22 protein-coding genes are annotated in these 26,509 nt (G+C 70.2%); 16 read left to right on the top strand and 6 right to left on the bottom strand.

Annotated elements, in window-relative coordinates:
- The first annotated feature begins 18 nt into the window (after positions 1-18).
- Both JYJ93_RS02775 and JYJ93_RS02770 read left to right on the top strand, forming a co-directional pair.
- On the top strand, positions 19-1,245 hold the full coding sequence (locus tag JYJ93_RS02775) for an ABC transporter permease (RefSeq protein WP_206786364.1): 1,227 nt from the start codon (positions 19-21) through the stop codon (positions 1,243-1,245).
- Positions 1,246-1,266: 21 nt separating this feature from the next.
- Positions 1,267-2,493 (top strand): ABC transporter permease, encoded by a 1,227-nt coding sequence (locus JYJ93_RS02770; protein ID WP_242543640.1) that lies wholly within the window; start codon positions 1,267-1,269, stop codon positions 2,491-2,493.
- Positions 2,494-2,587: 94 nt separating this feature from the next.
- Here JYJ93_RS02770 and JYJ93_RS02765 read toward each other — a convergent pair whose 3' ends face one another.
- Positions 2,588-2,761 carry a hypothetical protein gene (locus tag JYJ93_RS02765; protein WP_014392946.1) on the bottom strand — a complete coding sequence of 58 codons (174 nt, stop codon included), beginning with the start codon at positions 2,759-2,761 and terminating at the stop codon, positions 2,588-2,590.
- A gap of 166 nt (positions 2,762-2,927) precedes the next feature.
- Positions 2,928-3,812: a hypothetical protein gene (locus JYJ93_RS02760; RefSeq protein ID WP_206786363.1), complete on the bottom strand. Its 885-nt coding sequence runs from the start codon at positions 3,810-3,812 to the stop codon at positions 2,928-2,930.
- Between the two features lie 210 nt (positions 3,813-4,022).
- On the opposite strand from JYJ93_RS02760, the gene JYJ93_RS02755 reads away from it, so the two are divergent.
- Positions 4,023-5,267 (top strand): phospholipase D-like domain-containing protein, encoded by a 1,245-nt coding sequence (locus JYJ93_RS02755; RefSeq protein WP_206786362.1) that lies wholly within the window; start codon positions 4,023-4,025, stop codon positions 5,265-5,267.
- Here the strand turns inward: JYJ93_RS02755 and JYJ93_RS02750 are convergent.
- Positions 5,248-5,514, bottom strand: a complete 267-nt coding sequence (locus JYJ93_RS02750) for a hypothetical protein (protein WP_206786361.1) — start codon at positions 5,512-5,514, stop codon at positions 5,248-5,250. The two genes, JYJ93_RS02755 and JYJ93_RS02750, sit on opposite strands and share 20 nt — an antisense overlap.
- 214 nt (positions 5,515-5,728) lie before the next feature.
- Between JYJ93_RS02750 and JYJ93_RS02745 the strand changes: the two genes are divergently transcribed.
- The 3 genes from JYJ93_RS02745 (at position 5,729) to JYJ93_RS02735 (ending at position 10,315) form a co-directional block, all read left to right on the top strand.
- Complete coding sequence (locus JYJ93_RS02745) at positions 5,729-7,690, top strand: DUF4091 domain-containing protein (RefSeq protein ID WP_206786360.1); 1,962 nt, start codon at positions 5,729-5,731, stop codon at positions 7,688-7,690.
- Between the two features lie 694 nt (positions 7,691-8,384).
- Entirely contained in the window at positions 8,385-8,909 is a 525-nt protein-coding gene (locus JYJ93_RS02740; protein ID WP_206786358.1) for a GNAT family N-acetyltransferase, read from the top strand.
- A gap of 179 nt (positions 8,910-9,088) precedes the next feature.
- Positions 9,089-10,315 (top strand): AAA family ATPase, encoded by a 1,227-nt coding sequence (locus JYJ93_RS02735; RefSeq protein ID WP_206786356.1) that lies wholly within the window; start codon positions 9,089-9,091, stop codon positions 10,313-10,315.
- A 6-nt stretch (positions 10,316-10,321) separates the two neighbouring features.
- Here JYJ93_RS02735 and JYJ93_RS02730 read toward each other — a convergent pair whose 3' ends face one another.
- Entirely contained in the window at positions 10,322-11,068 is a 747-nt protein-coding gene (locus JYJ93_RS02730) for a hypothetical protein (RefSeq protein ID WP_206786354.1), read from the bottom strand.
- Positions 11,065-12,804, bottom strand: coding sequence for a PilZ domain-containing protein (locus tag JYJ93_RS02725; RefSeq protein WP_206786353.1), 1,740 nt, complete (start codon positions 12,802-12,804; stop codon positions 11,065-11,067). Before JYJ93_RS02725 ends, JYJ93_RS02730 begins: the two co-directional genes overlap by 4 nt.
- Before the next feature lie 268 nt (positions 12,805-13,072).
- Between JYJ93_RS02725 and JYJ93_RS02720 the strand changes: the two genes are divergently transcribed.
- From JYJ93_RS02720 to JYJ93_RS02675, 10 genes are all read left to right on the top strand, one after another.
- Positions 13,073-13,513 carry a hypothetical protein gene (locus tag JYJ93_RS02720; RefSeq protein WP_206786352.1) on the top strand — a complete coding sequence of 147 codons (441 nt, stop codon included), beginning with the start codon at positions 13,073-13,075 and terminating at the stop codon, positions 13,511-13,513.
- Between the two features lie 180 nt (positions 13,514-13,693).
- Complete coding sequence (gene mmsA, locus JYJ93_RS02715) at positions 13,694-15,178, top strand: CoA-acylating methylmalonate-semialdehyde dehydrogenase (protein WP_206786351.1); 1,485 nt, start codon at positions 13,694-13,696, stop codon at positions 15,176-15,178.
- 69 nt (positions 15,179-15,247) lie between these two features.
- Positions 15,248-16,501: a GTP cyclohydrolase II gene (locus JYJ93_RS02710; RefSeq protein WP_206786350.1), complete on the top strand. Its 1,254-nt coding sequence runs from the start codon at positions 15,248-15,250 to the stop codon at positions 16,499-16,501.
- Positions 16,494-17,702, top strand: a complete 1,209-nt coding sequence (locus JYJ93_RS02705; protein ID WP_206786349.1) for a URC4/urg3 family protein — start codon at positions 16,494-16,496, stop codon at positions 17,700-17,702. The genes JYJ93_RS02710 and JYJ93_RS02705 overlap by 8 nt, the downstream gene beginning before the upstream one ends.
- A gap of 27 nt (positions 17,703-17,729) precedes the next feature.
- Positions 17,730-18,374 (top strand): uracil phosphoribosyltransferase, encoded by a 645-nt coding sequence (upp, locus tag JYJ93_RS02700; protein ID WP_206786348.1) that lies wholly within the window; start codon positions 17,730-17,732, stop codon positions 18,372-18,374.
- A gap of 55 nt (positions 18,375-18,429) precedes the next feature.
- Complete coding sequence (locus JYJ93_RS02695) at positions 18,430-19,203, top strand: serine protease (RefSeq protein ID WP_206786347.1); 774 nt, start codon at positions 18,430-18,432, stop codon at positions 19,201-19,203.
- A gap of 107 nt (positions 19,204-19,310) precedes the next feature.
- Positions 19,311-20,717: a hypothetical protein gene (locus JYJ93_RS02690; RefSeq protein ID WP_206786345.1), complete on the top strand. Its 1,407-nt coding sequence runs from the start codon at positions 19,311-19,313 to the stop codon at positions 20,715-20,717.
- Between the two features lie 63 nt (positions 20,718-20,780).
- A complete protein-coding gene (locus JYJ93_RS02685; protein WP_206786344.1) occupies positions 20,781-21,539 on the top strand; it encodes a class I SAM-dependent methyltransferase in 759 nt (252 codons plus the stop codon).
- On the top strand, positions 21,539-22,813 hold the full coding sequence (locus JYJ93_RS02680; protein WP_206786342.1) for a CapA family protein: 1,275 nt from the start codon (positions 21,539-21,541) through the stop codon (positions 22,811-22,813). The genes JYJ93_RS02685 and JYJ93_RS02680 overlap by 1 nt, the downstream gene beginning before the upstream one ends.
- Positions 22,814-22,891: 78 nt before the next feature.
- Positions 22,892-25,195, top strand: coding sequence for a membrane dipeptidase (locus tag JYJ93_RS02675; protein WP_206786341.1), 2,304 nt, complete (start codon positions 22,892-22,894; stop codon positions 25,193-25,195).
- Positions 25,196-25,202: 7 nt separating this feature from the next.
- Here the strand turns inward: JYJ93_RS02675 and JYJ93_RS02670 are convergent, their stop codons facing one another.
- Complete coding sequence (locus JYJ93_RS02670; protein ID WP_206786340.1) at positions 25,203-26,489, bottom strand: chloride channel protein; 1,287 nt, start codon at positions 26,487-26,489, stop codon at positions 25,203-25,205.
- Positions 26,490-26,509: the final 20 nt, after the last annotated feature.

Genomic DNA, 26,509 nt, shown 5'->3' with positions numbered 1-26,509 from the left:
GCGTGAAGGGGTGGTTTCGTGAACTTCCGGGTCGACGTGTGGGAGGGCGCGCGCATCGCGCTGACCTCGCTGCGCTCCAACCGGCTGCGGACGGTGCTCACCACGGTGGGCATCGGCGTGGGCGTGTGCACCCTGCTGGCCATCGTCGGCATCATCCAGGGGCTGAACAGCTCCTTCGCGGACCAGCTCAGCAAGATCGGCTCCAACACGCTGCAGGTGTCCAAGTTCCCCTGGGTGATGAACGGGGACTGGTGGGCGTACCGCAACCGCAAGAAGCTCTCGCTGGACCTGGTGGAGCCCATGCGCGGCGCCTCCGAGCACGTCATCGCCGTGGCCCCCATGATGTTCGTCAACGCGGAGGTGTCCTTCCAGAGCCGGAAGCTCGCCTCCGTGCAGACCATGGGCACCAGCCCCGACTACGCGATGACGTCCTCCGTGGAGATGGCGCAGGGGCGCTTCCTCACGCAGGCGGACGTGGACAACCGCTCCGCTGTCGTGGTGATTGGCGCGGAGATCGGCAAGGTGCTCTTCCCGGGCATCAACCCGGTGGGCCACCGCATCCTCGTGGACCGCCGTCCCTACCGCATCGCGGGCGTCATCGTGGAGCGCGGCACGCTCTTGGGGCAGAACGTGGACCTGGTGGTGATGCTGCCGTACACCACGTTCCAGGGGCACTTCGGCACCCAGCGTGACGTGACCCTGGTGCTCGCGGTGGACCAGCAGGAGAACGTCCCCCGCGTGCAGGACCGGCTCACGGAGACGCTGCGCCGCGAGCGCAACACCAAGCCCGGCGCGCCGGACGACTTCGCCATCAACCGGCCGGACCAGTTGGCCAACATGTACGCGCAGCTCACCGGCGCGCTCTACGGGGCGGCCACCGGCGTGGGGCTCATCACGCTGCTCGTGGGCGGCATCGGCATCATGAACATCATGCTGGTGTCCGTGCGCGAGCGGACCCGCGAGATTGGCGTGCGGCGGGCGCTGGGCGCTCGCAAGCACACCATCATCCTCCAGTTCCTCATGGAGGCGGCCAGCGTGTCCGCGGTGGGCGGCGCCATGGGCACCGCGGTGGGCATGGGGCTCGCGTGGCTGGTGAACTACCTCACGCCCCTGGCGGCGGCGGTGCAGCCCATGACGGTGGTGCTGGGCGTGGGCTTCTCCGCGGTGGTGGGCCTGCTGTTCGGCATCTGGCCGGCGGCGCGCGCCGCGAACCTGGACCCCGTGGAAGCGCTCCGCCACGACTAGGCGCGAGCGGGAGACCTGACCATGTGGATGGCTTTCTGGGACACGGTGCGGCTGGCGTTCGGCACGTTCCGCTCCAACCCCCTGCGCTCCTTCCTCACGCTGCTGGGCATCGTCATCGGCGTCACCACCGTGGTGTCCATGATGTCCCTCATCGAGGGGCTCAAGAACCAGGTGAACGACCAGATGTCGGAGCTGGGCAGCGACTGCTTCCAGGTGCAGCGGCTGCCCTTCGGCCAGGGCGAGCTGTCCATCGCGGAGCTCGCGCGCCGGCCGCGCTTCACCTACGCGGACCTGGACGCCATCCGCACGCAGCCCTCCATCTCGCAGGCCGCGGGTGAGGACTCCAAGGGCGGCCAGAAGGCCTCCACCGCGGACCGCGAGTCGCGTCCCAACGTGAACGTCTGGGCCGGCACGGCGGAGTACTTCAACACCAACTCGGTGAGCCTCTCCAGCGGGCGGCCCTTCACGGACGCGGAGTTCGTGGACGGCCGGCGCGTGGCGGTGATTGGCCAGGACCTGGCGGACACGCTGTGGCCCGGCCTGGATCCGCTGAACCGCGAGTTCCGCCTCCTGGGCCGCACCTTCCAGGTGGTGGGCACGCTCAAGCGCCGGGGCGGGTTCCTGGGCGGCGGCAGCCAGGACAACCAGGCCATGATTCCGCTGTCCACCTTCGCGTCCATGTTCGGCGTGCGCGACTTCCGCATCAGCATCCAGGCGAAGTCCCCGGAGGTGCTCCAGCGGGCGCAGGATGAGGTGACGCTGCTCATGCGCCGCCGCCACGCGCTCAAGCCGGACGAACCGGACGACTTCTTCCTCTACAACAACGCGTCCGCCACGCAGATGTTCAACAACCTCTCCGCGGCGGTGTCCGCGGCCAGCTTCGGCGTGTGCATCCTGTCGCTGCTGGTGGGCGGCATCGGCATCCTGAACATCATGCTGGTCGCCGTGACGGAGCGGACGCGGGAGATTGGCATCCGCAAGGCGCTGGGGGCCAAGCGCTACCGCATCCTCGCGCAGTTCGCGCTGGAGGCCGTGGTGCTGTCGCTGGTGGGCGGCGCGGTGGGCGTGGCGCTGGGCGTGGGGCTGGCGCACCTGGCGCGGTGGATGATCAACCTGCCCACGGAGGTCCCCCTGTGGTCCGTCATCGTGTCGCTGGTGATGAGCTGCGGGGTGGGCCTTGCGTTCGGCATCTACCCGGCGGCGCGCGCGGCGAAGCTGGACCCCGTGGAGGCGATGCGCACGGAGTAGCACGCGCGCTTCCGAGCATGGCGCATGAAGAAGGCCCCGACCCGGCATGAAGCGGGTGGGGCCTTTTTTCATCACGGTCGTGGCCGGCCCGGGACTACGGGCAGGGGTACGTACAGGTGATCTGCCCGGTGATGGGGTTCTTGAAACACGTGGGCGTGCAGTCCTGCGCGTCGGCGGAGGACGGCGTGGCGGCGATGCCCAGGCCCATCACGGTGGCGGCGGCGGCGAGGACGAAGGCGATGCGACGGACGTTCTTGCGAGCCTGCATGGTGTCGTCTCCCTGCGATGTGTTGGCGCTGCACGGAGCACTCTAGGGACCGGGACTGACAACGCCACTGTCGAGATTGCAGGCACGCGCGCACGCGCGGAGGGCGGGGTGCCGAGGCGCCGCATGCGGGAAGAAATTTGAAACACCGATGCGGCGAAACGATGCGTCAACGCCTGGGAGTGGGGGTGCGGCTCCACTGGTAGCCCACCGTCGCGCCGCTGCCGATGAGCGAGTACGCGAGGTATTCGCGCAGGAAGCTCAACCGTTCGCTGGAGCCGGCCAGGTGGCGCAGGCCTTCATGCGCGGCGAGGCCCAGCAGCATTCCCACGGTCGCGCCGCCGAGCGCGCCCAGGTACGCGTGGCCGCGATCCTCGCTGTCACCGAACGCAATCTCACCCATGCCCCACGTGCCGAGCGCGGCGACGGGCGGCGTGACGACCATGGCGGCGCCGAACGCGCCCACTTCCAATTCCATCCACCGTCCTTGCGGATAGGAGGGATGCACGAAGAGGAAGCGACCCGGAAGCGACGCGAGCACGGTGCCCGCGGCGGCCTCCGCGGCGGTGGCGCCCAGGCGCGTGTCCCCGCCCACGCGGGTCGCGGCCCAGACGGTGCCCAGGGGCAGCAGCGTGACACCGCCATGCGCGGCCCAGGTGCCGCCGGACAGAGGGGCCTCCGTGTAGGGCTCGCCGTGCGGAATGAAGGGCCGCAGCGGACGCGGCGGCACGGCGGGAGGCGGAGGATCCGCGTCCAGGAGCGGCGCATCCAGCACGGTGGGCTTCAGCGGCGGCGGAGGAGGTTCGGGCGCCGACGACGGAGGCCGCTCCGAGGTCGAAGCAGGGGACGCGGGCGCATCCGCTTCGCGCGGTTCATCGAGAGGCGCGAGGACGTCGCCTGCCTGTGGCGCGGCCGTGTCCGGCGTGGGTGGCGGCTCATCCCGAGTCGCGGATGAAACATCTCCCGCGGGTGGCACGTTCTGCGTCCACTCCGAGGCGCCCGCGACGGGTGCCCCCATCAGGACCAGCGACAGGAGCGCCCCGCGCGTTGCCATCCCCCGTCGCCCCATGCCGTGTCCGTCCTCCCGGTGTGCTCGCCGTGAGCTCCAGCAGTGCGCATGTGATGCGTCCTGCACCACCGGCCTCACGTATCACGGGGCTCAAGCGTCGGCGGGTGGACGGTGTCCCTGTCCATCCACGTGCTTCCTCGACTCTGGGACACACGTCGGATGCGGAAGGGGCGGGGCTGCCCTAGCTTCCGGTCCGTGCGGCTGGTCTGGCCCATCCTGATTGCCCTGCTCGCCGCGGGGTGTCCCTACCCGAACCACCGACAGGACCTGCGCCTGCGCGCGCTGCCGGAGGACCCGGCGGAGCGGGACCTCGCCATCGAGCAGACGATGGGCATCCCGATGGAGCCCGGTAACGGCGTGGAGTTGGTGCAGAACGGCCAGGTCTTCGACGTCATCGAGGAGGAGATCCGCGCCGCCCGCTCCAGCATCCACATCGCCAGCTACATCTGGCGTCCGGGCATCCCGTCGGACCGGCTGCTCATCGCGCTGCGCGAGCGGGCCCCTGGCGTGCAGTGCCGGGTCATCGTGGATCCACTGGGCAGCGTGAACTTCGAGGTCGTGGCCCCGGTGCTCGCGGACGCCGGCTGCGACGTGCGCATCTACCGGCCCTTCCAGGGCGCGGTGACGTCGCTGGACGCGGTGAGGATCCGCGCGCGCATGCACCGCAAGATGGTCATCCGTGACGGCGAGGTCGCGCTGACCGGCGGCTTCGGCATCTGGCGCAGTTGGCTGGGCAACGGCGACGCGGCGGAGACCTGGCGCGACACCAACTTGCGCGTGCGAGGCCCCGTCGTGCGAGGCATGCAGCTCGCCTTCGCCCAGAACTGGCAGGAGTCCGGCGGCCCCTTGCTGCCCCCGGAGTCCTTCCCGGAGCTCGCGCCCGCGGGCAACGCGAGGGCCCTCTTCGTCGCCAGCACGGGGCACCGCTTCCTGTCGGAAGCCACGAAGATGTGGCTGCTGTCCATCGCGTCCGCGAAGCACCGGCTGTGGATCGCCAACTCGTACTTCATCCCGTCGGAAGCCATCAGCGACATGCTCATCCTCAAGGCGCGTGAGGGCGTGGACGTGCGGGTGCTGGTGCCGGGCCGCTACCACGACGTGAGGCCCGTGCTCAACGCGCAGCGGGCGTCCTACGCTCGGCTCCTGGAGGCCGGCGTGCGCATCTACGAGTACGAAGTCTCGATGATGCATTCCAAGACGCTGGTCGCGGACGACACGCTGTGCGTCGTGGGCTCCACCAATTTGGATCCGCTGGCGCTCAGCCACACCGACGAAGGCTCGGTGATGGTGGAGGACCCGGTGCTGGCGGAGGAGCTGGCGAAGTCCTTCGAGGCGGACCTCACGCACTCGGCGGAGGTCCACTGGCACGGCTGGAAGCGGCGAGGCCTGCTTCAGAAGCTGGGCGAGCAGCTCCCGGGGCTCATCGGCGACTTCCTGTAAGCCGGCACGTGCGGCGCGAACGGGCCCGCAGCCGGGCGCCCGCGGACATCCGGGGCAGGGGACCCGCTTCCAGGAGCCACGGCGGCGCCACGTCGCGCAGCGCGGCCACGTACGCGGGAGAGGGCAAGGGCGGGCACACCCGCACCGCCTTCACGAACTCCGCTGGCGGCGCGTAGCCACGCGCGTCCACGGAGTGCACCATCATCGGCGGGGCGATATTGAAGAGGTTGCTGGTGCCTGGCTTCACGCGAGGGCCCTCATCCAGCTCGAAGCTCCGGGGCCCCTCCGCTGAACCGTCACAGCGGGGTGAGGTCTTCGAACCAGGCCAGGAGGCCGGAATGCGTCCCATCAGGCCCGGCGTGGGAGCAAGCCAGCGCCCGGCTCCTGTCCGGCTGCCTGACAGGCTGACGGCGGCGCGCGGCGCGGGAAGGCAGGCAGGGCCGGGTTGCGTTGGTCTCTTCATGCCTTCGATTCGACCGTTCCGAGCAGCTGCCCTGCTATCGCTGACCGTGGCCCTGCCGGTGTACGCGGCCGGGCCCGCCGTGTGGGGCGAGGGGATGATGGTGAAGGTGCGGCCGGGGACCGCCGCCCGGAGCGCCACCGAGGTGCGGCTGACCGCCGCGCGCAATGAGTTCGTCTCCTTCCAGGTCGCGCTGCAAGGCGGCGACACGGGCCTGAAGGGCGTGCGCGCGAAGCTGCCCGCGCTGGAGGGCCCGGGCTCCGCGACGCTGACGGGGCCGGACGTGACGCTGTACCGCCAGGCGCTGGTCACCACGAAGCAGGCGTCGGTGGCGGGCGAGTCCGTGGGCGCGTGGCCGGACGGGCTGGTGCCGGACACGGACGAAATCGCCGGTGAGACGCGAAGCGCCTTCCCCTTCGACGTGCCGGCGAAGGAGGCACGGGCCCTCTGGGTGGACGTGCACGTGCCGAAGGACGCGCCGCCCGGGGACTACACGGGCACGGTGACGGTGGAGGCGGACGGAGGCTTCCAGCGGCAGGTGACGGCGAGGCTGACGGTGGTGGACGCGGAGCTGCCGAGCACGTCCTCGCTGTCGTCCGCGTTCCTGCTCTGGCCGCCGCACGTGTGCCGAGCGCACACGGGCCGCGAGGACTGCACGCCGGAGGAGTTGCAGCCACTGCTCACGCGCTACCAGCGCATGGCGTTGGAGCACCGCTTCACGCTCTCCAGCCTCTTCCCGCGCAAGCCGTGGCCGCCGGAGTGGAGCCGCTTCGACGCGACCTGGGGACCGTACCTGGAGGGCACCGCGCCCAACCGGCTGCAAGGCGCGAGGATGACGAGCCTGGAGTACGTGGGTCCGCTCGACGCGGCGAACCTGAAGGACTTCACGGCGCACATGAAGGCGAAGGGCTGGCTGGACCGGGCCTACGTGCAGCTGGGCGACGAGCCGCCCTACGGCACGTCCTTCGCGCAGGTGCACGCGACGGGAGAGCTGGTGCGCCAGGCGGCGCCCGGGCTGCGCACGATGCTGACGACGAACTCGCGCGAGCTGAAGGCCCAAGGCCTGGAGGACGTGGTGGACACTGCGGTGCCGCTGGTGAACCACCTGGACGGCACGGACGCGAACTTCCGGGGTGACCAGCGGGGAACGTACACGCACTTCCTGGAGCGTCCGGGAACAGCGTTGTGGATGTATCAGAGCTGTATGAGCCACGGCTGTGCGTATGGGACCAACGCGCCGGAGAACAAGCCGGGCGCGGGTTGGCCGTCGTACATGCTGGACCGGTCGGCGGCGAAGGCGCGCGCGATGGAGTGGGTGACGTTCCTGCAGGGCGCGACGGGCGAGCTCTACTACCAGTCAGTGGGCATGCTCTCCACGGCCTGGACGGACCAGTACCGCTTCAACGGCAACGGGGACGGGACGCTCTTCTACCCGGGAACGCCGGAGGCCATTGGAGGGAAGACGGACGTGCCGGTGGCATCGCTGCGGCTCAAGCTCATCCGCCAGGGCATGCAGGACTACGAGTGGCTCAAGGCGGTGAGTGACGCGGGAGACCCGGGCTTCGCGCGCAAGGTGGCCCGCGACCTGATCCCCGCCGCGTCGCGAGTGACCGACGACGGAGCCGCCTTCGACGCGGCAAGGCTGAAGCTCATCCAGCGTTATGAGGAGCTGACCGCGACCCAGCCGCCGGACGCGGGAACGCAGCCCCCGGACGCAGGCACGCCGGCGGACGGAGGCACGGCGCCCCTGCCGGACGAAGCCGCGGGAGGCCCCTCGAAGGGTTCACCCGGCTCCACTTCCGACGTGACGCCGGACGCGTTCGATGACGCGCAGGCAGGAGGCTGCACCACGGGCGGAGGAGGAACGGCGGCGGTCGCGGGAGGCCTGTTGTTCGGGGCCTGGGCGCTCGGAGGCATGCGCCGTCGTCACGCTCGCGTGACCGTGCCCGCCCGCAGGAAGTAGGCGCAGAGAGGGCAGGCGAAGCGCGCCTGCCGCAACGCGCCACGACGGAGGCCCCCGCCGGAGGCAAAGAAGACGAACCTGTCCGACAGTCGGACCGGTTTTGAAGCGCCGCGTCCCGGACCCCGGCTCCTCTGAGCCCGAGGCACTCCGCGCGAACCTGTCCGACAGTCGGACCGGTTTTGAAGCACCGCGTCCCAGACCCGCGCCCCCTACCGGAGGCACTCCGCGCGAACCTGTCCGACAGTCGGACCGGTTTTGAAGCGCGCGGTCCAGCTCCCGGCCCCTCCCTACCGGAGGCGCACGAGACGAACCTGTCCGACAGTCGGACCGGTTTGAAGCGCGCGGTCCAGCTCCCGGCCCTTCCCTGCCGGAGGCGCACGAGACGAACCTGTCCGACAGTCGGACCGGTTTTGAATCGCCGCGGCCCGCGGGCCCTCGGCCCCTTCCTTTCGGAGTCCACGGCGCGAACTTGTCCGACAGTCGGACAGGTTCGGGACGCCCGCGGCCCGGGGGCTCCCGCTCCATCCGGGCAGCGGAAACCTGTCCGACAGTCGGACCGGTTTTGAAGCGCCGCGTCCCGGACTCCGGGTCCTGGTCGCCGGGTCGGACCCATGTCGGACGAAGGAGGTACAACCCTGGCTGCCTGCCCGGAAGCGCCGCGCGGGCTCCGGGGCGTCATGCTAGAGGGCGGCGCATGAGCACGGACGTGGTGAAGCGAGCCGTCATCCGCGAGGCGCGGCCCGAGGACGACAAGGCGATTGGCGAACTGTTGGTGGACGCCTACGTCACGCAGTACGCGAAGAAGCTGCCGGAGGTCGTCTACTCCGACGAGCGCAAGGCCTTCCTGCGCGACGTCGCCGCCAAGCGCAAGGTGTGCACCATCATGGTGGCGGAAGTGGACGGAGAGGTCGCGGGCACGGTGGCCCTGTACCCGCCCGGCGCGCCCGGCACCGAGGCCTGGCTGCCCCGCACGGCGGACCTGCGCGCCCTGGCCACCTCGGTGCGCTACCACGGCCAGGGCCTGGCCCAGCCGCTGCTGGCGGAGGCGGAGGTTCTCGCCAAGCGTTGGGGCGTGGACGCCATCTCCCTCCACGTGCGCCGGGGCGCGGCGGGCGTCGCGCGCATGTACCAGCGCCGGGGCTACCAACGTGCGCCGGAAGGCGACATGGACCGCCTCCCGGACGTGTTCCTGGAAGCGTACCTGCTGCCCCTGAAGTGACGCATGTCAGGCGGGAACGCGTTCATCCGTGGAGAGCGCATCCCGTCTGACGCCGGAGGGTCCGCGAACGCTCGCGTGACCCGGGCACCGGAAGGGATCGCGCGCTGGAGTCGTGGCGTGCGCCCTGCCCCGGAAGGGGCGCCGGTCGGTACGCCGACCCCCACCCCGGTGTTCCCACCATGATGATCCCCATCCCCGAGCAGTCGCTCGTGCTGCTCCTGGGCCCCTCCGGCTCCGGCAAGTCCACCCTCGCGAACGCGCACTTCCTCCCAGAGGACGTGCTGCCCGGCACGGGCAACGAAACGAAGCTCCACGACGAGGTGTCCCGAAGGCTCGCGAAGGGCACGCTCACCGTCATCGACGGAGTCCCCCTCAGCGCGGAGTCCCGCCGGCACTACGTGACCCTGGCGCGCGAGCACCACGTGGCCCTGGTCGCGGTGGCCATGGACACGCCGGAGGCGCTCTGTCTGGAGCGCAACCGCGCGCGCTCCGGGACGGCCAGTCCCAAGGCCCTGCGCAACCAGGTGCAGCAGCTCCAGAACGCGCTGAAGGGGCTGACGAAGGAAGGCATCCGGCATGTGCACGTGCTCACGCCAGACACGGTGAGCGCGGTGGCCTTCGAGCACCGCCCCCTGCCGAGTCACCGCCAGGACGAGCACGGCCCCTTCGACATCATCGGAGACATCCACGGCTGCTTCGACGAGCTGAAGGTCCTGCTGACGCAGCTGGGCTACACGGTCGCGCCGAGAGCGGACGGAAGCCCCGGCTTCGACGTGGGCACGCCCCACGGGCGCAAGGTCGTGTTCCTGGGCGACCTCATCGACCGGGGGCCGCGCGTGACGGACGTGCTGCGCCTGGTGATGGGGATGGTGGATGCGGGCACCGCGCTGTGCGTGCCAGGCAACCACGAGTTCAAGCTGCTCAAGAAGCTGCGTGGCAAGGACGTGCGCGTAGGGCGCGGGCTCGCGATGACGCTGGAGCAGGTGGAACGGGAGCCACCCGGATTCGCCCAGGCGGTCGCCGACTTCATCGAAGCCCGCTCGCCGCACTACGTCCTCGACGACGGCCGCCTGGTGGTGGCGCACGCGGGCCTGAAGGAACCCATGCACGGCCGGGACACTCCGGAGGTGCGCGACTTCGCCCTCTACGGAGAGACGACGGGAGAAGCGGACGCCTACGGCCTGCCGGTGCGAGCCGACTGGGCGGCGCGGTACAGCGGACAGGCCACGGTCGTGTACGGCCACACCCCCGTGCCGGAATCCGAATGGGTGAACAACACCGTCTGCGTGGACACGGGCTGTGTGTTCGGAGGCAAGCTGACCGCGCTGCGCTATCCGGAGCGTGAGCTCATCTCCGTGCCCGCGCAGCGCGAGTACTGGAAGTCACGGAGCCACACGGCTCCGTGAACCCCATCAGGCGGCCGCCGCCGTGACGCCACTCACGCTCCGGCGCGCCGCCTCCATGCAGTCGTCCAGGAAGCGCAGGTAGCAGTCCAGCCCGCGCGAACCGAACGACGCCAGCCGCGGGCCCTCCTCGGGATGGGTGCTCAAGAGCCCCTCCATCATCCGCTCGTTGAGCGCGGTGTGGCCCACGTCCACCTCCGCGTGCTCGCGCAGGAAGGTGAGCGTGTCCAGCGTCCCCTGGCCCAGCACCTCACGCACGCGCGCCAGGATGCGCGGCACCAGCACCACCGCCAGGTAGCCCACCTCGTACTCGATGGCCGCCTGGCCCAGCGGCAGGTCGCCGGTGATGGCCTCGTCGTGCACCTGCCGGTACTCGCGCATGGCGGCCGTGGGCGCCTGGGCGACCAGCGCATCCGCGTCCAGTTGCTGCGAGTGGCCCGCGTTCCACTGGGCCGTCAGCACACGCGCATCCTGAAGGGTCATCAGGTGATGGCCGGCCTCGTGCTTCGCGTGGGTGATGAGCTGCCGGCCCACCTTCTCCTGGCCCAGCGCGATGCAGCGCTCACCGGCGCCGCGGATCCACCCGTCCACGGGCTCGGTCATGTACGCGCCCCGGGCGGACCACTCGATGAGGAAGCGCGCCATCAGGTCCGGCGTGATGTCCGGCGACAGGAGCGTGCGCACGACAGGGTCCGTTTCCAGGCGGGCGCGGGTGGGCTGGGCGTGCGGCAGGTACTGCGTCTGGATGAGGCTCATGACAGCTCCTTCTGGGGATGGGAGAGCGGACGGGGAGCCGTCTGCTCGTGGATGTGCTCCAGGAACTCGGGAGCGAGGTCGGCGGGGATGAGCCACAGGTACGGCTTCGCGTCGGGCGCGGGGTCGTGCAGGCCCGCGGCCTCCACGTCGCCAGCCTCTTCGGCCAGGAAGGTGAAGCCCTCGCGGCCCCGCTCCGCGAACCAGCGGCGAGCCCCATCCATCAGCGCCGGATAGGCCTGCCGTGCACGCGGCGACAGCGCGAACACCCGCACGGAGTCCAGCAGCCCGAAGGGATTGGTCCCGGGAGGCCCCGACTCCAGGATGGCCACCGCCACCGGCTTCGCGCCCTCGCGAGCGACCAGCAGGTGCCGCTCACGCTCCAGGCCCACCGCCTGCCAGGCCCGCGTCACATCCCGCAGGTCCAGCGTCTCCAGGCGCAGGTCCAATGCTTCGGCGTAGCAGGCGGGCCGGGTGAGGGCGATCCGCTCCACCAGCAACCGCCGCTCGGCCTCCGTCGCGGGCCCCAGCTCCAGACCCGCAGACGGCGGGGCAGGGGAATGGCCACACTCGACGTCAATCATTCGCATCGGCAGCATCAGCGTCCGGCCCGTCGCCGCCATGCGGTCGGCGAAGCCGACGTGCGACCGGTACGTGAAGGGCACGGTCGATTCGATGTACGCCGCGAACCACCGGAACCCGCTGTCCCGCTGCGCGTGCTCCACGCAGTGCACATACAGCTCGCGCAGCATCTGGCCCCTGAGGCGCTCGAACCGGGTGGCGTCCTGGCGCCGCGCCAGCTGGTGCACCATCCACACGGAGCGGTAGGGCTTCATCGCGGAGAGGGTCGCCTCCACGCCGCGCTCGGAAGGCCACACCACCTCGGTGAGGACCGGGCCCATCGAACCGGCCTGGCGGCCCAGCTCGATGAAGCTCCGCCGCCGCGACTCGAAGTCCTCCGCGGACCGGCCGGCCAGGTTGAAGTAGCCGGAGTCGATGAACAGCCGCCACTGCTCCTCCACCCGAGCGCCATCGGTGCACGTCGTCGGATGAAGGGCCCGCGAGACCAGCGCCTGCCATCGCTCGCCATCCTCGACGGACAGCGGCGTCACCTGAAGCCCGCACTGGAGCTCCCCATCGGCGCGGTCCGACACATGGCGCACCTCCCCGCGCAGCGACAGGACCTCACCCGCCGCCGTGCGCAGCTCGATGGGCTGGAGCACCCGGCCTGGAGAAAGCCGTTCCCCAGCGCCCAACCGCAGCGCCATCCCATGCAGGGAGACATCCACCGCATCGCGCTCCCGCCCCAGCCACCCCGGCAGCGGCAGACGCACGCGCAGGTCCGCGGGCGCGGGAGCCCGCCGATGCGCCCGGCGGCGCACCTGGATCAACTGACGGGGCAGCGGCGTCACCCACGTCCCTGGCTCCGCCGTCTCGCCGGACAGGAGCATCCGGTAGACGCAGCCATGGCCAAACACCTCCACCTCCCACGCGTCCGCGCCTGGATCCACCGTCAGCCCGGACCAGTGGAGGAAGCCGCCTTCCCACTCCAGCGTCTCCAGCCGCAGCGGCGACGCCGTGTCTCCGCGTCGCAGCAACGCGGCCGAGCCCAGCGCGGCGGCGGTGGCGAGGATGATGCGGATGCGCTCGGAGTCGGTGATGTCCCACCGGATCTCCCATTCCAGGACCGGTGCCTCGGACAACGGACGCAGCTGTGCGCGAGCGAAAGGCGCTCCCACGGTGGACTCTCCAGATGAATGACGTCAGGGGGGAGCGCGAATCACCCGGGACCGCCGTGGATCCGCGCTTGAAATGGATACGGAGCCGGGCCACCCGGTTGGTCATCGAATCTGGGGGACACGAACACCGGCGGTGCGGTCCGCGGCTTTCTCGGTGTCTCACCTGACGGTGAAACCACGTGGAACCTCACGGGTTTCATGTGACAGGGGGTGCCGTCACGGTGGGAAAGGTGCGTGCGCCCCGGGTCGGGCTTACCCTGCGGGGCCCATGTCCCTCCGCAAGGACTTCATCGAGCGCGCCGCCGAGCAGTTCGCCGCCGCCATCGCCAGCATCCTCAAGGCCCGGAAGGAGAAGCGGTATGGGGACGCGCGCAACCACATCCGCGACACCGCCCTCACCGTGCTGGGCATGGAGTACGGCGCGCTCACCCTCGCGGACGCCGAGTCCACCTCGCGCCTGCTGGGCACCGCCTCCCGCGTGCGGATGCTCGCGAAGCTGGTGCGCGAGGACGGCGAGCTGATGCGCGAGCAGGGCGACCCGCTCACCGCCGACTCACGCTTCCTGCTGTCGCTGGAGCTGTACCTGGAAGCCATCTCGCTCGGCCTCAACCCGGACACCGAGGACGCCACCTCCATCGCGGAGCTGCGCGCCCTCACGGACCCCGCAGCGCTGTCCGAGCGGCACCAACGGATGCTCTCCCAGGCCTGACGAAGCGCGGCGCGCACGTTCGCGCACCTGAGCATCGGTCGGGTTTGCGACACAGCAACATGGGGAGATCCATCGCTTCCGATCAAGCAATGACACGGTGACGCCCCCCGCCTTGCCCTGGCTTCCGGGTTTGCGTCTATCCTTGCCGCCCATTCGTCACGCAACACCGGGGGGGTGCGCGTGTCCTTTGTTCGGTTACCCGAGAGCGTGGTCTCTTGTCGCAACCTCGTGGGCGGAGAGTGGGTCTCTCCGGCCGGAGCGTCCGCGCAGGAGGTTCGCAGTCCCTACACTGGCGCGCTCATCGGGCGTGTGCCGCTGACGACCGCTTCGGGTGTCGCCCAGGCCGTGGAGGCCGCGAAGGCCGCCGCGCAAGGCTGGCGCGTCACCCCGCTGCGCGAGCGCACCCAATTCCTGCAACGCTTCCGCGCGCTCCTGGAGACGCACCTGGAAAGGCTCGCGCACCTGGCCGCGAGCGAATCCGGCAAGACGGTGGCGGAGGGCCGCGCGGGCCTGCTCAAGGGGATGGAGGTCTGTGATTTCGCCCTGTCGCTGCAGAACCTGGACAGCGGCGCGCACCTGGAGGTGAGCCGGGGCGTCACCTGCGAGTACCGCCGCGAGCCCCTGGGCGTCGTCGCCGGCATCACGCCGTTCAACTTCCCCGCGATGGTGCCCCTGTGGCTGTTCCCCATCGCCATCACGGTGGGCAATGCCTTCATCCTCAAGCCCTCGGAGAAGGTGCCGCTCACCGCGACCGCCATGGGCGAACTGATGGTGGAGGCCGGCTATCCCCCGGGCGTCTTCTCCGTGGTGCATGGAGCAAAGCCCGCGGTGGACGCGCTCCTGGAGCACCCGGACGTGAAGGCCCTGGCCTTCGTGGGCTCGTCCCCCGTCGCGAAGCACGTCTATGTCGAGGGCAGCCGCCACGGCAAACGCGTGCTGGCGCTCGGAGGCGCGAAGAACCACCTCATCGTCGTGCCGGACGCGGACCCGGAGCTCACGCCGCAGGCGGTGGTGGACTCGTTCACCGGCTGCGCGGGCCAGCGCTGCATGGCGGCCAGCGTGATGCTCGCGGTGGGGGACGTGCAGCCGCTGGTGGACGACATCCTCCGGCGGGCCTCACGCCTGGAGGTCGGCCCGGGCATGGGTGCGCTCATCGACCGGGGCGCGGTGGACCGGCTGGAGACGGCCATCGCCAAAGCCCAGGCGGACGGAGCGCGAGTGCTCCTGGACGGGCGGGGCAAGCGCCCCGCGGGCGAGGCCTACGCGAACGGCCACTGGCTGGGGCCCACGGTGCTGGACCACGTGCGCCCGGACATGGAGGCCGCGCGGCGTGAGCTGTTCGGCCCGGTGCTGTCCATCGTGCGGGTGCCCACGCTGTCGGCGGCGCTCGCGGTGGAGAACGCGTCGCCCTATGGCAACGCGGCGTCCATCTTCACCACGAACGGCGCGGTGGCGCAGACGGTGGTGGAGGGCGCCAGGGCCGGCATGGTGGGCGTGAACGTGGGCGTGCCGGTGCCGCGCGAGCCCTTCTCCTTCGGCGGCACGGGCGAATCGAAGTTCGGCCACGGGGACGTGACGGGACCGTCGAGCCTCGACTTCTGGAGCCAGCTCAAGAAGGTGACGCGCAAGTGGTCCGCGCGCACCGACGGCTCCTGGATGAGCTGACACACGCCGCTTCGCCCCATTCCCAGACATCTGTCTTTTCCCACGCGCCCCGCGAGGAGGGTGCACCCCATGGCTGACAAGAAGCCGGTCAATCACATCCGTCTCACGTCCCATCCCGATGGTCAGGCCCCCGGAGTCCCCCTGCGCTGGGGCGAGCCGGAGCCGCTGCGCCGGGGCCCGGTGGTGGCCACGCTCTCCGACCCCGCGAACCGGAACGTCATCGGCACGCACTCGGGCGCGTACTCCATCTACCGCGCGCTGGCGGTGTCCGCGGGCAAGCTGCCGCAGGACCACAAGGCGGACCTGACCAACACCTCGCCCGCGGCGCAGGTGGGGCCGTATCCGGCGTGGAGTGACCCCAAGCGCATCGTGTCGCTGGACCCCTGGGGCGCGGTGGCCTCGCAGGTGTTCCGCGCCTACGCCGAGCAGGGCGTGGACTACCGGCCCACCATCGCCGTCACCCGGGCCCACATCAACATGCCGGAGGTGCGCGAGGCCATGGCCGCCGGGCGCCTCAAGGTGGACGGAGACCTGGTCGCGGCCAATGGCGACGTGAAGGTGGTGAAGGCCGCGGTGGAGCCCGTCTGGTACCTGCCCGGCATCGCCGAGCGCTTCGGCCTCACGGAGGGCGCGCTGCGACGGGGCCTCTTCGAGCACACCGGAGGCATGTACCCGGAGCTCATCACCCGCCCGGACCTGCACGTCTTCCTGCCGCCCATCGGCGGGCTGTCGCTGTATGTCTTTGGAGACATCACGGCGCTCGCGGACCGGAACGTGCCGCTGGCGGCGCGGGTGCATGACGAGTGCAACGGCTCGGACGTCTTCGGCAGCGACATCTGCACCTGCCGGCCCTACCTGGTGCACGGCATCGAGGAATGCGTGCGGATGGCGCAGCAGGGCGGGGTGGGGCTCATCGTCTACCACCGCAAGGAGGGCCGGGCGCTGGGCGAGGTGACCAAGTTCCTCGTCTACAACGCGCGCAAGCGCCAGGAGGGCGGAGACTCCGCGGCCACGTACTTCCACCGCACGGAGTGCGTGGCGGGCGTGCAGGACATGCGCTTCCAGGAGCTGATGCCGGACGTGCTGCACTGGCTGGGCATCACGCGCATCCACCGCTTCATCTCCATGAGCGACATGAAGCACGACGCCATCGTGCGCTCGGGCATTGAAATCCTCGAACGGGTGCCCATCCCGGACGGGCTGATTCCGGCGGACGCGAAGGTGGAGATGGAGGCGAAGAAGGCCGCGGGCTACTTCACGCACGGGCCGGTGGCGGACGCGGGGGCGCTGGCGCAGGTGAAGGGACGGGACCTCGATGCTTGACGCGATCCGGGTGCAGGAGGTGTCCCCCACGGTGGCATGGCTGCGCAGCCCGGCGGCCATCCGCGAGCGCTGTCACCAGGTGTTGGACCTGGGGCTCGCCGGCCGGCTGGAGTACTTCCGGGTGGAGCCCTCCCGGCTGCCCACGGTGGTGGACCGGGTGCTGGCGGTGACGCACGAGGCATACCCCCGGCTGGACATCCCGGTGCACAGCCGCTGGAGGCACTTCGACGCGGGAGGCGTGCCCAGGCTCGCGCAACTGGAGGCGCGCCTGGCCCCGCTGCCACCGGAGGAACGCGCACGCGCCAAGGTGGACCTGGGCGTGGTGAGCGTGCTCCTGGACGCGGGCAGCGGCCCCACGTGGCGCTACCAGGAGCCCGGAGGCGCGTCCTACGTGCGCTCGGAAGGCCTGGCGGTGGCGTCGCTGCGCATGTTCATGGCGGGCGGCTTCTCGTCCGACCCGGACCGGCCGCTGCGCGCGGACGCGGAGGCGCTGGGCCGCATGACGCGCGAGCAGTTGGAGCGCGGCTTCCAGGTGACGGAATCCAATCCGCTGCTGGGCGTGGAGGGCCGGCTGCACCTGATGCAGGCGCTGTCGCGCGTGCTGCCCAGGCCGGGGACGCTGTTCGACATGCTGGCCGCGCACCGCCGCAGCGTGCGAGCCGCGGAGGTGCTGGGCACGGTGCTGGAGGTGCTGGGCCCCATCTGGCCGGGCCGCACGACGGTGGACGGCGTGAACCTGGGAGACGTTTGGCCGCATCCGGCGCTCGGGCCGCCGGGCAGCGCGGACTCGCTGGTGCCCTTCCACAAGTTGTCCCAGTGGCTGGCGTACTCGCTGGTGGAGCCGCTGGCGGAAGCGGGCGTGACGGTGACGGAGCTGGACGCGCTCACCGGCCTGCCGGAGTACCGCAACGGCGGCCTCTTCGTGGACCTGGGCGTGCTGGTGCCGCAGGACCCGCGCCTGACGACGGAGGTCTACGGCCCGGGTGACCCGCCCATCGTGGAGTGGCGGGCGCTGACGGTGGCGCTGCTGGACCGCGTGGCCGCGCTGGTGCGAGGGCGTCTGGAATTGAGCGCGGAGGAGCTGCCGCTGGCGAAGGTGCTCCAGGGCGGCACGTGGACGGCGGGGCGCCGGGTGGCGGCGGAGCTGCGCCCCGGGGGCGTACCGCCCATCCGCATCCGCAGTGACGGCACGGTTTTCTGAAACCCATACAGACAAGGACGGCGACGCATGGACTTCCCGAACTGCACGGTGGTGGACCACCCCCTGGTGAAGCACAAGCTGACGGTGATGCGCCGGACGGACACGAGCACGGCGGCCTTCCGGGCGCTGCTGGAGGAGATCTCCCTCCTGCTCGGGTACGAGGCGCTGCGGGACCTGAAGCTGCGCGAGGAGGAGATTGAGACGCCCATGGCGCGCACCACGGGCTGGGCGCTGGACGGCAAGAAGCTGGTGCTGGTGCCCATCCTGAGAGCGGGGCAGGGCATCCTGGACGGCCTGCTGCAACTCGTCCCCTCCGCGCGAGTGGGCCACATCGGCCTGTACCGCGACCCGGAGTCGCTCGGAGCCGTGGAGTACTACTACCGGGTGCCCGCCAACCTGGAGGACCGCGACGTCATCGTCTGCGACCCCATGCTCGCGACGGGCAACTCCGCGGTGGCGGCGCTCCAGCGGGTGAAGCGAAGCCGCCCGGGCTCACTGCGCTTCGTATGTCTGCTCGCGTGTCCGCAGGGCCTGACGAACCTGCGCGAGCACCACCCCGACGTGCGCGTCTTCACCGCCGCCATCGACGAGAAGCTCGACTCGCACGGCTACATCCTCCCCGGCCTGGGCGACGCGGGAGACCGCCTCTTCGGCACCAAGTCGGCGGACTGACTAGTCTCGATTTACATGATTGACGGTGAGACGTGAATCCTTCATGTCTCACCGCATGAAGACCTCCCGTTTCGCGTCCGCGTTGATGGCATTGGGGTTCCTCGCCTGTGGAGGGGAGCCGGATGAGGGAGCAGTCCCCGGCGTCCAGGCCCAGGAGATCCTCGGAGGAGGCCTCGCGGCCCGGTACGAGCTGCCCCACCAGGTGCGCCTCCACGTGACGGGAGCGTTCACCTGCGGGGGCACGCTCATCCGGGCCAGCTGGGTGGTGACGGCCGCCCACTGCGTCCAGGGCGTCACGCCCGCGTCCATGCGCATCTACGCGGGAGACCTGCGGCTGGGCTCGGTGGAGGCGGACGAGCAGTACCGAGCGGTGTCCCGCAAGGTGATGCACCCGTCCTACGACGGGTCCGCCAACGACGTCGCGCTCCTCCAACTCGCCCAGCCCTTCAACCTGTCCCAGGCGATACAACCGCTGACGCTGCCGGACGCGCCCGCGCCCACGGGCGTGCCGTACGTCGCGAGCGGCTGGGGCCGCACCCCGAACGCGCCCACCTCCGACGGGCTCAAGCGCGTGAACCTGAGCATCACCTCCACGGCCACCTGCCGCGACCTGGTGGGGAGCGACTACGTCAACGGCACGATGCTGTGCACGGCGCCGAGCGCCACCGCCAACGTCTGCACGAAGGACGACGGGGGCCCCCTGGCCTTCAACGGGAAGCTGTATGGGATTGTGAGCGGGTTCGGCTCCAGCCAGTGCAACACGTTCTCCGTGTTCACCAACGTGGCCACGTACACGCCGTGGATCCGCAACGTCATCAACGGGACGTGATGCACCGAGCCAACGCTGTTTCACGCCTTGGCTCTTGAGAACCGGGAAAGACGGATTTAAACGTTGAACGGTCTAAACGTTTTTGTCCATTTCCCGGGAGTCCAGGCATGCGCGCGTCGTGGCGGTCCACCCTGATGGCGGTGATGTTGGGCGCGGTCTTCGCGGAAGGAGTAGCGGAGGCGGAGCCCGGCGCGCAGCGCTGGACGGAGAACCTCTCCGCCGGAACGGGAACGTCGGAGCTCGTGGGCACGCGAGACGGCCTGCTCTACGAGCCCAACGCCGTGATGCGCCGTCCCGAAGGCCTGAGCCGGCTCACGGGCCTCTTCGAGTTCCCGCCGCGCACGCTCGAGCAGCCCGTGGACACCTTCCGTCCGAGAGTCCAGGCGGCGGTGGGCCTGGGGCAGGGCGTCGAAGTGGACGTGCGCGTGAGGACTCCCGGAGGCGCCTGGACTGAATGGCGCACCGCCACGCAAGACGAAGCCGTGCGCCTGCCCCGCGCGGGCACGGAGGTGCAGGTCCGCCTCGCGCTCATCGCGGACGAGCGAGGCCGCGGTCCGGTGGTCCAGGAGGTGAGCCTGGAGGGCTGGCGCGAAGGCACCGGCACGGAAGAGTCACTCCAGACGCTCGCGCCGCTGACCTACCGCGTCTACGCCACCCGTGAGGGCCTGGTGGGCGGCACGACGGCGAACGGCCACGTCATCAAGTCCAACGACCGCTTCGTCGCGCTGCCGTCGCGGCGCGGCCTCGCGTCCAACGGAGGCTCCGAGTACCAGGTGCGCGTCTGTTATTCGAAGACGGCCAAATGCACGACGACGTCCGTCTGGGACGTGGGCCCGTGGAACACGAAGGACGACTACTGGAACCCGTCCAGCGTGCGCGAGATGTGGAAGACGCTGCCGCAGGGCAAGCCGGAGGCGCAGGCGGCGTACCAGGACAACTTCAACGGCGGGTTGGACCAGTTCGGCCGCCGGCCGGCGAACCCCGCGGGCATCGACCTCGCGGACGGCACGTTCTGGTTGGACCTGGGCATGTCGAACAACGACTGGGTGGACGTGACGTACCTGTGGACGTCCGGCGGCGGCTCGTCGACGGGGCTCGTCATCGACAGCAACAACGCGAACAACGACCAGACGAAGGGCTACATCCAGCTCACGGGCACCAGCTGGGCGTCCTCCACGAACGTCGCGGGCTACTACGGCACCAGCTACCTGGTGTCCCCGGGAGCGGCGGTGTCGGAGCCGGCGACGTTCTGGTTCTATCTGTCCGCGGCGGGAACGAAGACGGTGGACGCGTGGTGGACGGCGGCGAGCGACCGCTCCACGGCCGCGCCCTTCATCGTCACGAACGCCTCCGGCACGCAGCTGGCGAACGTGAAGGTGAACCAGACCCTCAATGGCGCCAGGTGGAACACGCTCGGCACGTGGAGCTTCCCGGCGGGGTGGAACAAGGTCCAGCTGAGCCGGTGGGTGACGGCGGGGACCTACGTGGTCGCGGACGCCATCCAGGTCCGTTAGGCCTCATGGACGCACGGGTTGTCCGGGCGGTAGAACGGTGCCTCGTCTCCGAGGAAGTCATCCATGGCGTCGTTGCGCACCGTGCTCCCGCCTCCCGTGGAGGAGCCCCAGCTCTACACCGACCTTGCCTCCTGGTGGCCCATGTTCTCGCCACCGGAGGAGTACTGCGAGGAGGCGGAGGACCTGCTCCCCATGTTGCGCCCGGAGGAGGGTCCGGCGCGCACGATGCTGGAGCTGGGCTCGGGCGGAGGCAGTCTGGCCTACCACCTGAAGAAGCACTTCACGCTGACGCTGACGGACCGCTCGGCGGAGATGGTGGCGGTGAGCCGCAAGGTGAATCCGGAGTGCGAGCACCGCGTGGGGGACATGCGCACGCTGCGGCTGGGGCGCACGTTCGACCGGGTGATGGTGCACGACGCCATCATGTACGCGGTGGCGCGCGAGGACGCGCGAGCCACGGTCCTCACCGCGGCGGCGCACTGCCGTGCGGGAGGCCGGGTGGTGCTGCTGCCGGACTGCGTGCGTGAGACCTTCGAGCCCCTCACCGAGTCCGGAGGCCACGACGGGCCGGACGGGCGCGGAATGCGCTACCTCATGTGGACGTGGGATCCGGATCCGGACGACGAGACGTTCGAGACCGCGTTCGCCTATCTGCTGAGGGAAGCGGACGGAACGGTGAGCATGTCGCAGGAGCGCCACCGCTTCGGACTGTTCCGCCGGGACGACTGGCTCGAATGGATGCGGGAGGCCGGCTGTCCCGCGACGACGCGCAGGGACCCCTGGAACCGGGAAGTCTTCATCGGAGTGCGGGAGCAGGACTGATGCGAGGGTGGGGGGCCCTGCTGGTGTTCATCCCGTTGTGGGGGATGGCCGCGCCCGCGCGGGTGGAGCTCGTCTTTGGCGGAGACGTGATTCCGCACGGCGAGGTGAAGTCGGTGGCGAAGGCCCACGCGCGCGCTGGAAACCACGAGGGCTGGGACCACGTCTTCGGCCCGCTGTCGGACGTGCTGCGAACTGCGGACGTGGGCGTGGTGAACCTGGAGACGCCCGTCACGGCCAACACGAAGGCCTTCACGAAGGAGCTGGTCTTCAACGCGCCCCCCGCGATGGCGCAGGCCCTGGTGAACGCCGGAGTCAAGGTGGTGTCCACGGGCAACAACCACGCAAGGGATCAGCACGTGGAAGGCCTGGTGGAGACGCTGCGGCACCTGGACGCGGCGGGGCTGCGCCACACGGGAACGGGGACGACCCAAGACGCGGCCTGGGAGCCGGTCTTCATGGAGGTGCGAGGCATCAAGCTGGGCTTCCTCTCCTTCACGAGGAGCCTGAACGGCTTCAGCAACCCGAAGGAAGCGGACGCGCCGCACGTGGCGCTGTTGCCCTATCCGGAGCACGCATCAAGAAGGGGACTGAAACCAGAGGAAGCCCTGGAGCGGGTGCGAGCCGCAGCGGCGAAATGCGACGCGCTCTTCGTGATGGGGCACTGGGGGCGCGAGTACACGGACACGCCGCATCCGTTGGACCGGGCCTTGGGTCAGTCCTTCCTGGAAGCCGGAGCCTTCGCGGTCATCGGCCACCATCCGCACGTGCTCCAGCCCTTGGAGGCCTACACGACGAAGTCCGGGCGCCAGGGTTTCATCGCCTACTCCCTGGGCAACCTGGTGGCGAACCAGGCGCGCTTCTACCGGCACGTGAAGGGGCAACTGGGGAAGGACGGAGACAAGAGGGACACGCTGCTCCTGAGAGTCGGAGTGACCCGCGCGGAGCCCGGAGCCCCGGTGTCCCTGGCGGAAGTCTCCGTGTTGCCGGTCTGGATTGAGAACAACGCCCAGGGCCGCAAGGCGAAGGCGAAGCGGAACATCCAACCGGTGCTCATCGACCGCGAGATGGAAGAGGTCTCGCGAAGGTTGGCGGCCCTCACCCAGCGCACCGCGAAGCCCGACAAGGCGGCCCGAGCCGAGAAGGCCGCCCTGGAGCAACGTCTGACGAACGCCCGTTACCGCCGCGAACGCATCCTGAGGATGCTGTCCGCGGAGTTCCAGGTGGCCACCCCGGAGCTGAGGCGAAGAGCGCTGACGGCTCAAACCGCGCCCTGAACACACTCTGGGACACCGCGTCTTGCACGCGGTGTCCGGGCTGAAGCATGTGAACGCTCCACTCATCCCGGAGCGTTCGTGTCCCATCCCCTCCCATGGTTCCGCTGGAGCCCCCTGGCGCTGACGTTGGCGGCCTCCCTCTCCTGTGCCCCCACCGAGGACCTGGAGCCCCCGCCTCAACCCACCACGCAGAAGCAGGGTGTGGACGTGCCGGGCTTCGCCGAGCTGCACCACCACATGTTCGCCGAGGAGGCCTTCGGAGGCGGCTGGTTCCACGGCGGCGTCAACGGCGCGCTCGACACCTGTGACGGAGGCTGGCCCGAGAGCGACCACGCCCGCGTCCGCATGGACCTGAGCGGCCTGCTCAACCTGTGTCCCAACTCTGGAGGCGTGGACCTGAGCGGAGTCCCCGTCCTGTCCCAGCTCTTCGGAGTCGCGGGAGCGGTGGGCTCGGAGTTCATCGGCAAGATTGAAGGCACGCAAGGGGACACCGGCCTGCACATGGGCCGCCGCCAGCCCGGCACGGAGTGGCCCCGCTGGGACACCATCGCCCACCAGCAGTCCTGGGGCGGGTGGCTCAAGCAGGCGCACCAGGGCGGCATGTCGCTGGTGGTGGTGTCCGCGGTGAGCAACGGCTTCCTCTGCGAAGCGCTGCCCCCACAGAACCGCAAGCGCGCCTGTGACGAGATGATGGACGTGGAGGTCCAGCTCCAGATGGCCCACGCCTTCGACGCGGCCAACGACTGGGTGGAGATCGCCCTGTCACCCGCGGACGCAAGGCGGATCATCTCGCAGGGCAAGCTCGCCATGGTCCTCTCCATCGAGACCAGCAAGCTCTTCGGCGCGAAGGACTGGCGAGCGGAGCTGAACCGCTTCCAGGCGTTGGGCGTGCGAACCCTCCAGCCCGTGCACCAGCTGGACAATCGCTTCGGCGGAGCGGCTCCGCACAACGCCATCTTCCAGGCCGCGCAGTTCCTGGAGAACTGCCACATCGACACCGACTGCGGCCTCACCGGCAACGGCTTCACGCTGGGCTTCGACGTGGACGCCCAGTGCCGCAACGTGAAGGGCCTCACCGCGGACGGCCAGCAGCTCCTCCAGGCGATGATGGACAAGGGCATGCTCATCGACCTGGCGCACCTGTCGGAGAAGGGCGTGCGTGACGCGTACGCCGTCTCCCAGGCGAACCGCTACTACCCGCTCTTCATCAGCCACGGCCACTTCCGCGAGGTGATGAACGGCAAGCTCGCCCAGAACGAGAAGACCACGCCCGCCTGGGTGGTGCAGATGCTCCGCCGCACGGGCGGCATGTTCGGCCTGCGCACCGCGCACGACGAGACGCGCACGTACACGCCCGCGAACATCGCCAACGACTGCCAGGGCTCCAGCCGCTCCTTCGCGCAGGCCTACGAGTACGGCCGCCAGGGCCTCAAGGTCCCCATGGCCTTCGGCGCGGACTTCAACGGCTTCATCCAGCAGACGCGGCCCCGCTTCGGACCCAACGGCGCGTGCTCCGCGGGCTTCCAGGCGGAAGCGGACGCGCAGGCCCACCAGCAGGAGCTGGAGGCACCGGGCCGGCTGGGCACGCCGTTCGACGAGCAGGGCCTGGCCCACGTCGGCCTCCTGCCGGACCTGCTTCGGGACGTGCGCAACCTGGGCGCGGACACCACGCCGCTGGACCGCTCGGCGGAGCTGTTCATCCGCATGTGGGAGCGCACCGCGAGCACCGCGCGCAACGGCAGCATGGCGGACCCCGCGCTGGACATCGACACGGGAGGCATCGCGCCGTGGGTGCCGCCGGACGAGCGCGAGAGGGCGTACCCCACCGTCTGCGGCAAGGCCTACGCACCGGACTCCAAGACGCTGGGCCAGGGCTGCCGCTTCGACGACGAATGCCAGAGCGAGCAGTGCACGTCCGTGCTCTGCGCCACCTTCGATGGCCGCTGCGTCTGCAATGACGACGGGGACTGCGGCGCGTCCCGCTACTGCCAGAACGACATCCCGGCCAACCCCGGCGACAACGACTGCGTGGACCGCAAGACGGACGGCACGTCGTGCAGCCGCGACGGCCAGTGTCTCTCCGGAGCGTGTGGAGGCTGCTTCAACGCGGTGGGCTGGTGCTACACGCCGCGCTCCAAGGCCTACGGTCAGACCTGCAAGTCCGACCGCGAGTGCACCACCGACCGCTGCAGCGCGGACTGCTACCTGAACCCCACGGGCAGCTGCCTCTGCGACAGCGACTCGCACTGCGGAGCGAACCAGTTCTGCGGCTGGGGGCTCAACTCCGGCAAGTGCGTGAACAAGCGGAGCCGGGGAGCGGCCTGCTCCAGCGATCGCGAGTGCGCCTCCGGCACCTGCCGCTGGTCGTTCACCTGCAAGTAGCGCCCGCTCAGCGAGGCGCCTCGGATTCCTTCCGGGGCGCCTCATGCAGGTCGCGCAACGCGACGACACGGTCCAGCAGAGGCCCGCCCAGCTTCTTCCGGGCGATGCGCTGCGACGGATAGATGCCCCGGTGGCCGGTGAGCAGGTACGCCACCGTGGCGACGATGGCCACGTGAGGCAGCACGGAAGCGCCCACCAGCTCCACCGCCATCAGAGACAGCGCGAGCGGCGTATTGGCCGCCGCGGCGAACAGCGCCGCCATCCCCACTGCGGCGCCCAGGTCCACCGGCAGCCCCAACAGCCGGGCGAGGACATTGCCCAGCGCCGCGCCAATGAAGAACAGCGGAGTCACCTCACCTCCGAGGAACCCCGCGCCCAACGTCACCACCGTGAACACGAGCTTCCACGCGAACGCGCCCCAGGGCAGCGACACATCCTCGAACGCGCGAAGGATGCCGGGCACGCCCAGGCCCAGGTAGTCGCTGGTGCCCGCGAGCTTCCAGAGCCCCACCACCCCCAGTCCGCCCAGGGCCATGCGCACGGGAAGCCACGGCACACGGCGCTCCAGGACCCGCTTCAGCCCATGCGTGCCCTCGATGAAGGCCACCGCCACGCCCGCGATCCCCACCGCGAACACCAGCCACTTGCCCAGCACGGGCAACGTCAGCGCCAGCGCCTGGGGCGCCGGATACGCGGTGTGATGGATGCCCAGCCCGCGAGTCACCAGGTCCCCCACGACAGCGGCCGTGAGCGCGGGCAGGAGCGCCTCGTAACCCAGCCGGCCCACGCACACGACCTCCAGCCCGAACACCGTGCCCGCCAGAGGCGTGCCGAACACCGAACCGAAGCCACCCGCGATGCCCGCAGCCAGCAACTCGCGCCGGGTGTCCGGCGTCACGCGGAAGCGCCAGGCAATCTGGTCCGCCAGGCTCGCGCCCATCTGCACGGCGGTGCCCTCACGTCCCGCGCTCCCGCCGAACAGGTGCGTGAGCACCGTGCCCAGCAGCACCATGGGCGCCATGCGAAGGGGAATCACCGCGTCGCCCGCATGCACCGTGTCCAGCACCAGGTTGTTGCCGCCCCGGATGGACGCACCCCACCGGCCGTACACCGCACCCAGAACGAGTCCCGCCAAGGGCAGCGCGTACACCAGCGATTCATGCGCCAGCCGGAACTCCGTGGCCTCTTCCAACAGCGCCAGGAACACCGCGGACGCCACGCCGCACACGCCCCCCACGATGGCGCCCAACAGCAGCCACTGGCCCAGCGCTCGAGCACTCCCGGAGAGGGTCATTGCCGGACTCTAACCGTGAA

The organism is Corallococcus sp. NCSPR001 (assembly GCF_017309135.1).
GTDB lineage: Bacteria > Myxococcota > Myxococcia > Myxococcales > Myxococcaceae > Corallococcus.
Note: the sequence above shows the minus strand (reverse complement) of the source record. Positions and strands in the feature narration are given on the sequence as shown.

Excerpts from the sequence above, each read along its gene's own strand:
- JYJ93_RS02770 (WP_242543640.1), top strand. The coding sequence starts at position 1,267 with ATGTGGATGGCTTTCTGGGACACGGTGCGGCTGGCGTTCGGCACGTTC.
- JYJ93_RS02765 (WP_014392946.1), bottom strand. The coding sequence starts at position 2,761 with ATGCAGGCTCGCAAGAACGTCCGTCGCATCGCCTTCGTCCTCGCCGCC.
- JYJ93_RS02760 (WP_206786363.1), bottom strand. The coding sequence starts at position 3,812 with ATGGCAACGCGCGGGGCGCTCCTGTCGCTGGTCCTGATGGGGGCACCC.
- JYJ93_RS02745 (WP_206786360.1), top strand. The coding sequence starts at position 5,729 with ATGCCTTCGATTCGACCGTTCCGAGCAGCTGCCCTGCTATCGCTGACC.
- JYJ93_RS02740 (WP_206786358.1), top strand. The coding sequence starts at position 8,385 with ATGAGCACGGACGTGGTGAAGCGAGCCGTCATCCGCGAGGCGCGGCCC.
- JYJ93_RS02735 (WP_206786356.1), top strand. The coding sequence starts at position 9,089 with ATGATGATCCCCATCCCCGAGCAGTCGCTCGTGCTGCTCCTGGGCCCC.
- JYJ93_RS02730 (WP_206786354.1), bottom strand. The coding sequence starts at position 11,068 with ATGAGCCTCATCCAGACGCAGTACCTGCCGCACGCCCAGCCCACCCGC.
- JYJ93_RS02720 (WP_206786352.1), top strand. The coding sequence starts at position 13,073 with ATGTCCCTCCGCAAGGACTTCATCGAGCGCGCCGCCGAGCAGTTCGCC.
- JYJ93_RS02710 (WP_206786350.1), top strand. The coding sequence starts at position 15,248 with ATGGCTGACAAGAAGCCGGTCAATCACATCCGTCTCACGTCCCATCCC.
- JYJ93_RS02705 (WP_206786349.1), top strand. The coding sequence starts at position 16,494 with ATGCTTGACGCGATCCGGGTGCAGGAGGTGTCCCCCACGGTGGCATGG.
- upp (WP_206786348.1), top strand. The coding sequence starts at position 17,730 with ATGGACTTCCCGAACTGCACGGTGGTGGACCACCCCCTGGTGAAGCAC.
- JYJ93_RS02695 (WP_206786347.1), top strand. The coding sequence starts at position 18,430 with ATGAAGACCTCCCGTTTCGCGTCCGCGTTGATGGCATTGGGGTTCCTC.
- JYJ93_RS02690 (WP_206786345.1), top strand. The coding sequence starts at position 19,311 with ATGCGCGCGTCGTGGCGGTCCACCCTGATGGCGGTGATGTTGGGCGCG.
- JYJ93_RS02685 (WP_206786344.1), top strand. The coding sequence starts at position 20,781 with ATGGCGTCGTTGCGCACCGTGCTCCCGCCTCCCGTGGAGGAGCCCCAG.
- JYJ93_RS02680 (WP_206786342.1), top strand. The coding sequence starts at position 21,539 with ATGCGAGGGTGGGGGGCCCTGCTGGTGTTCATCCCGTTGTGGGGGATG.
- JYJ93_RS02670 (WP_206786340.1), bottom strand. The coding sequence starts at position 26,489 with ATGACCCTCTCCGGGAGTGCTCGAGCGCTGGGCCAGTGGCTGCTGTTG.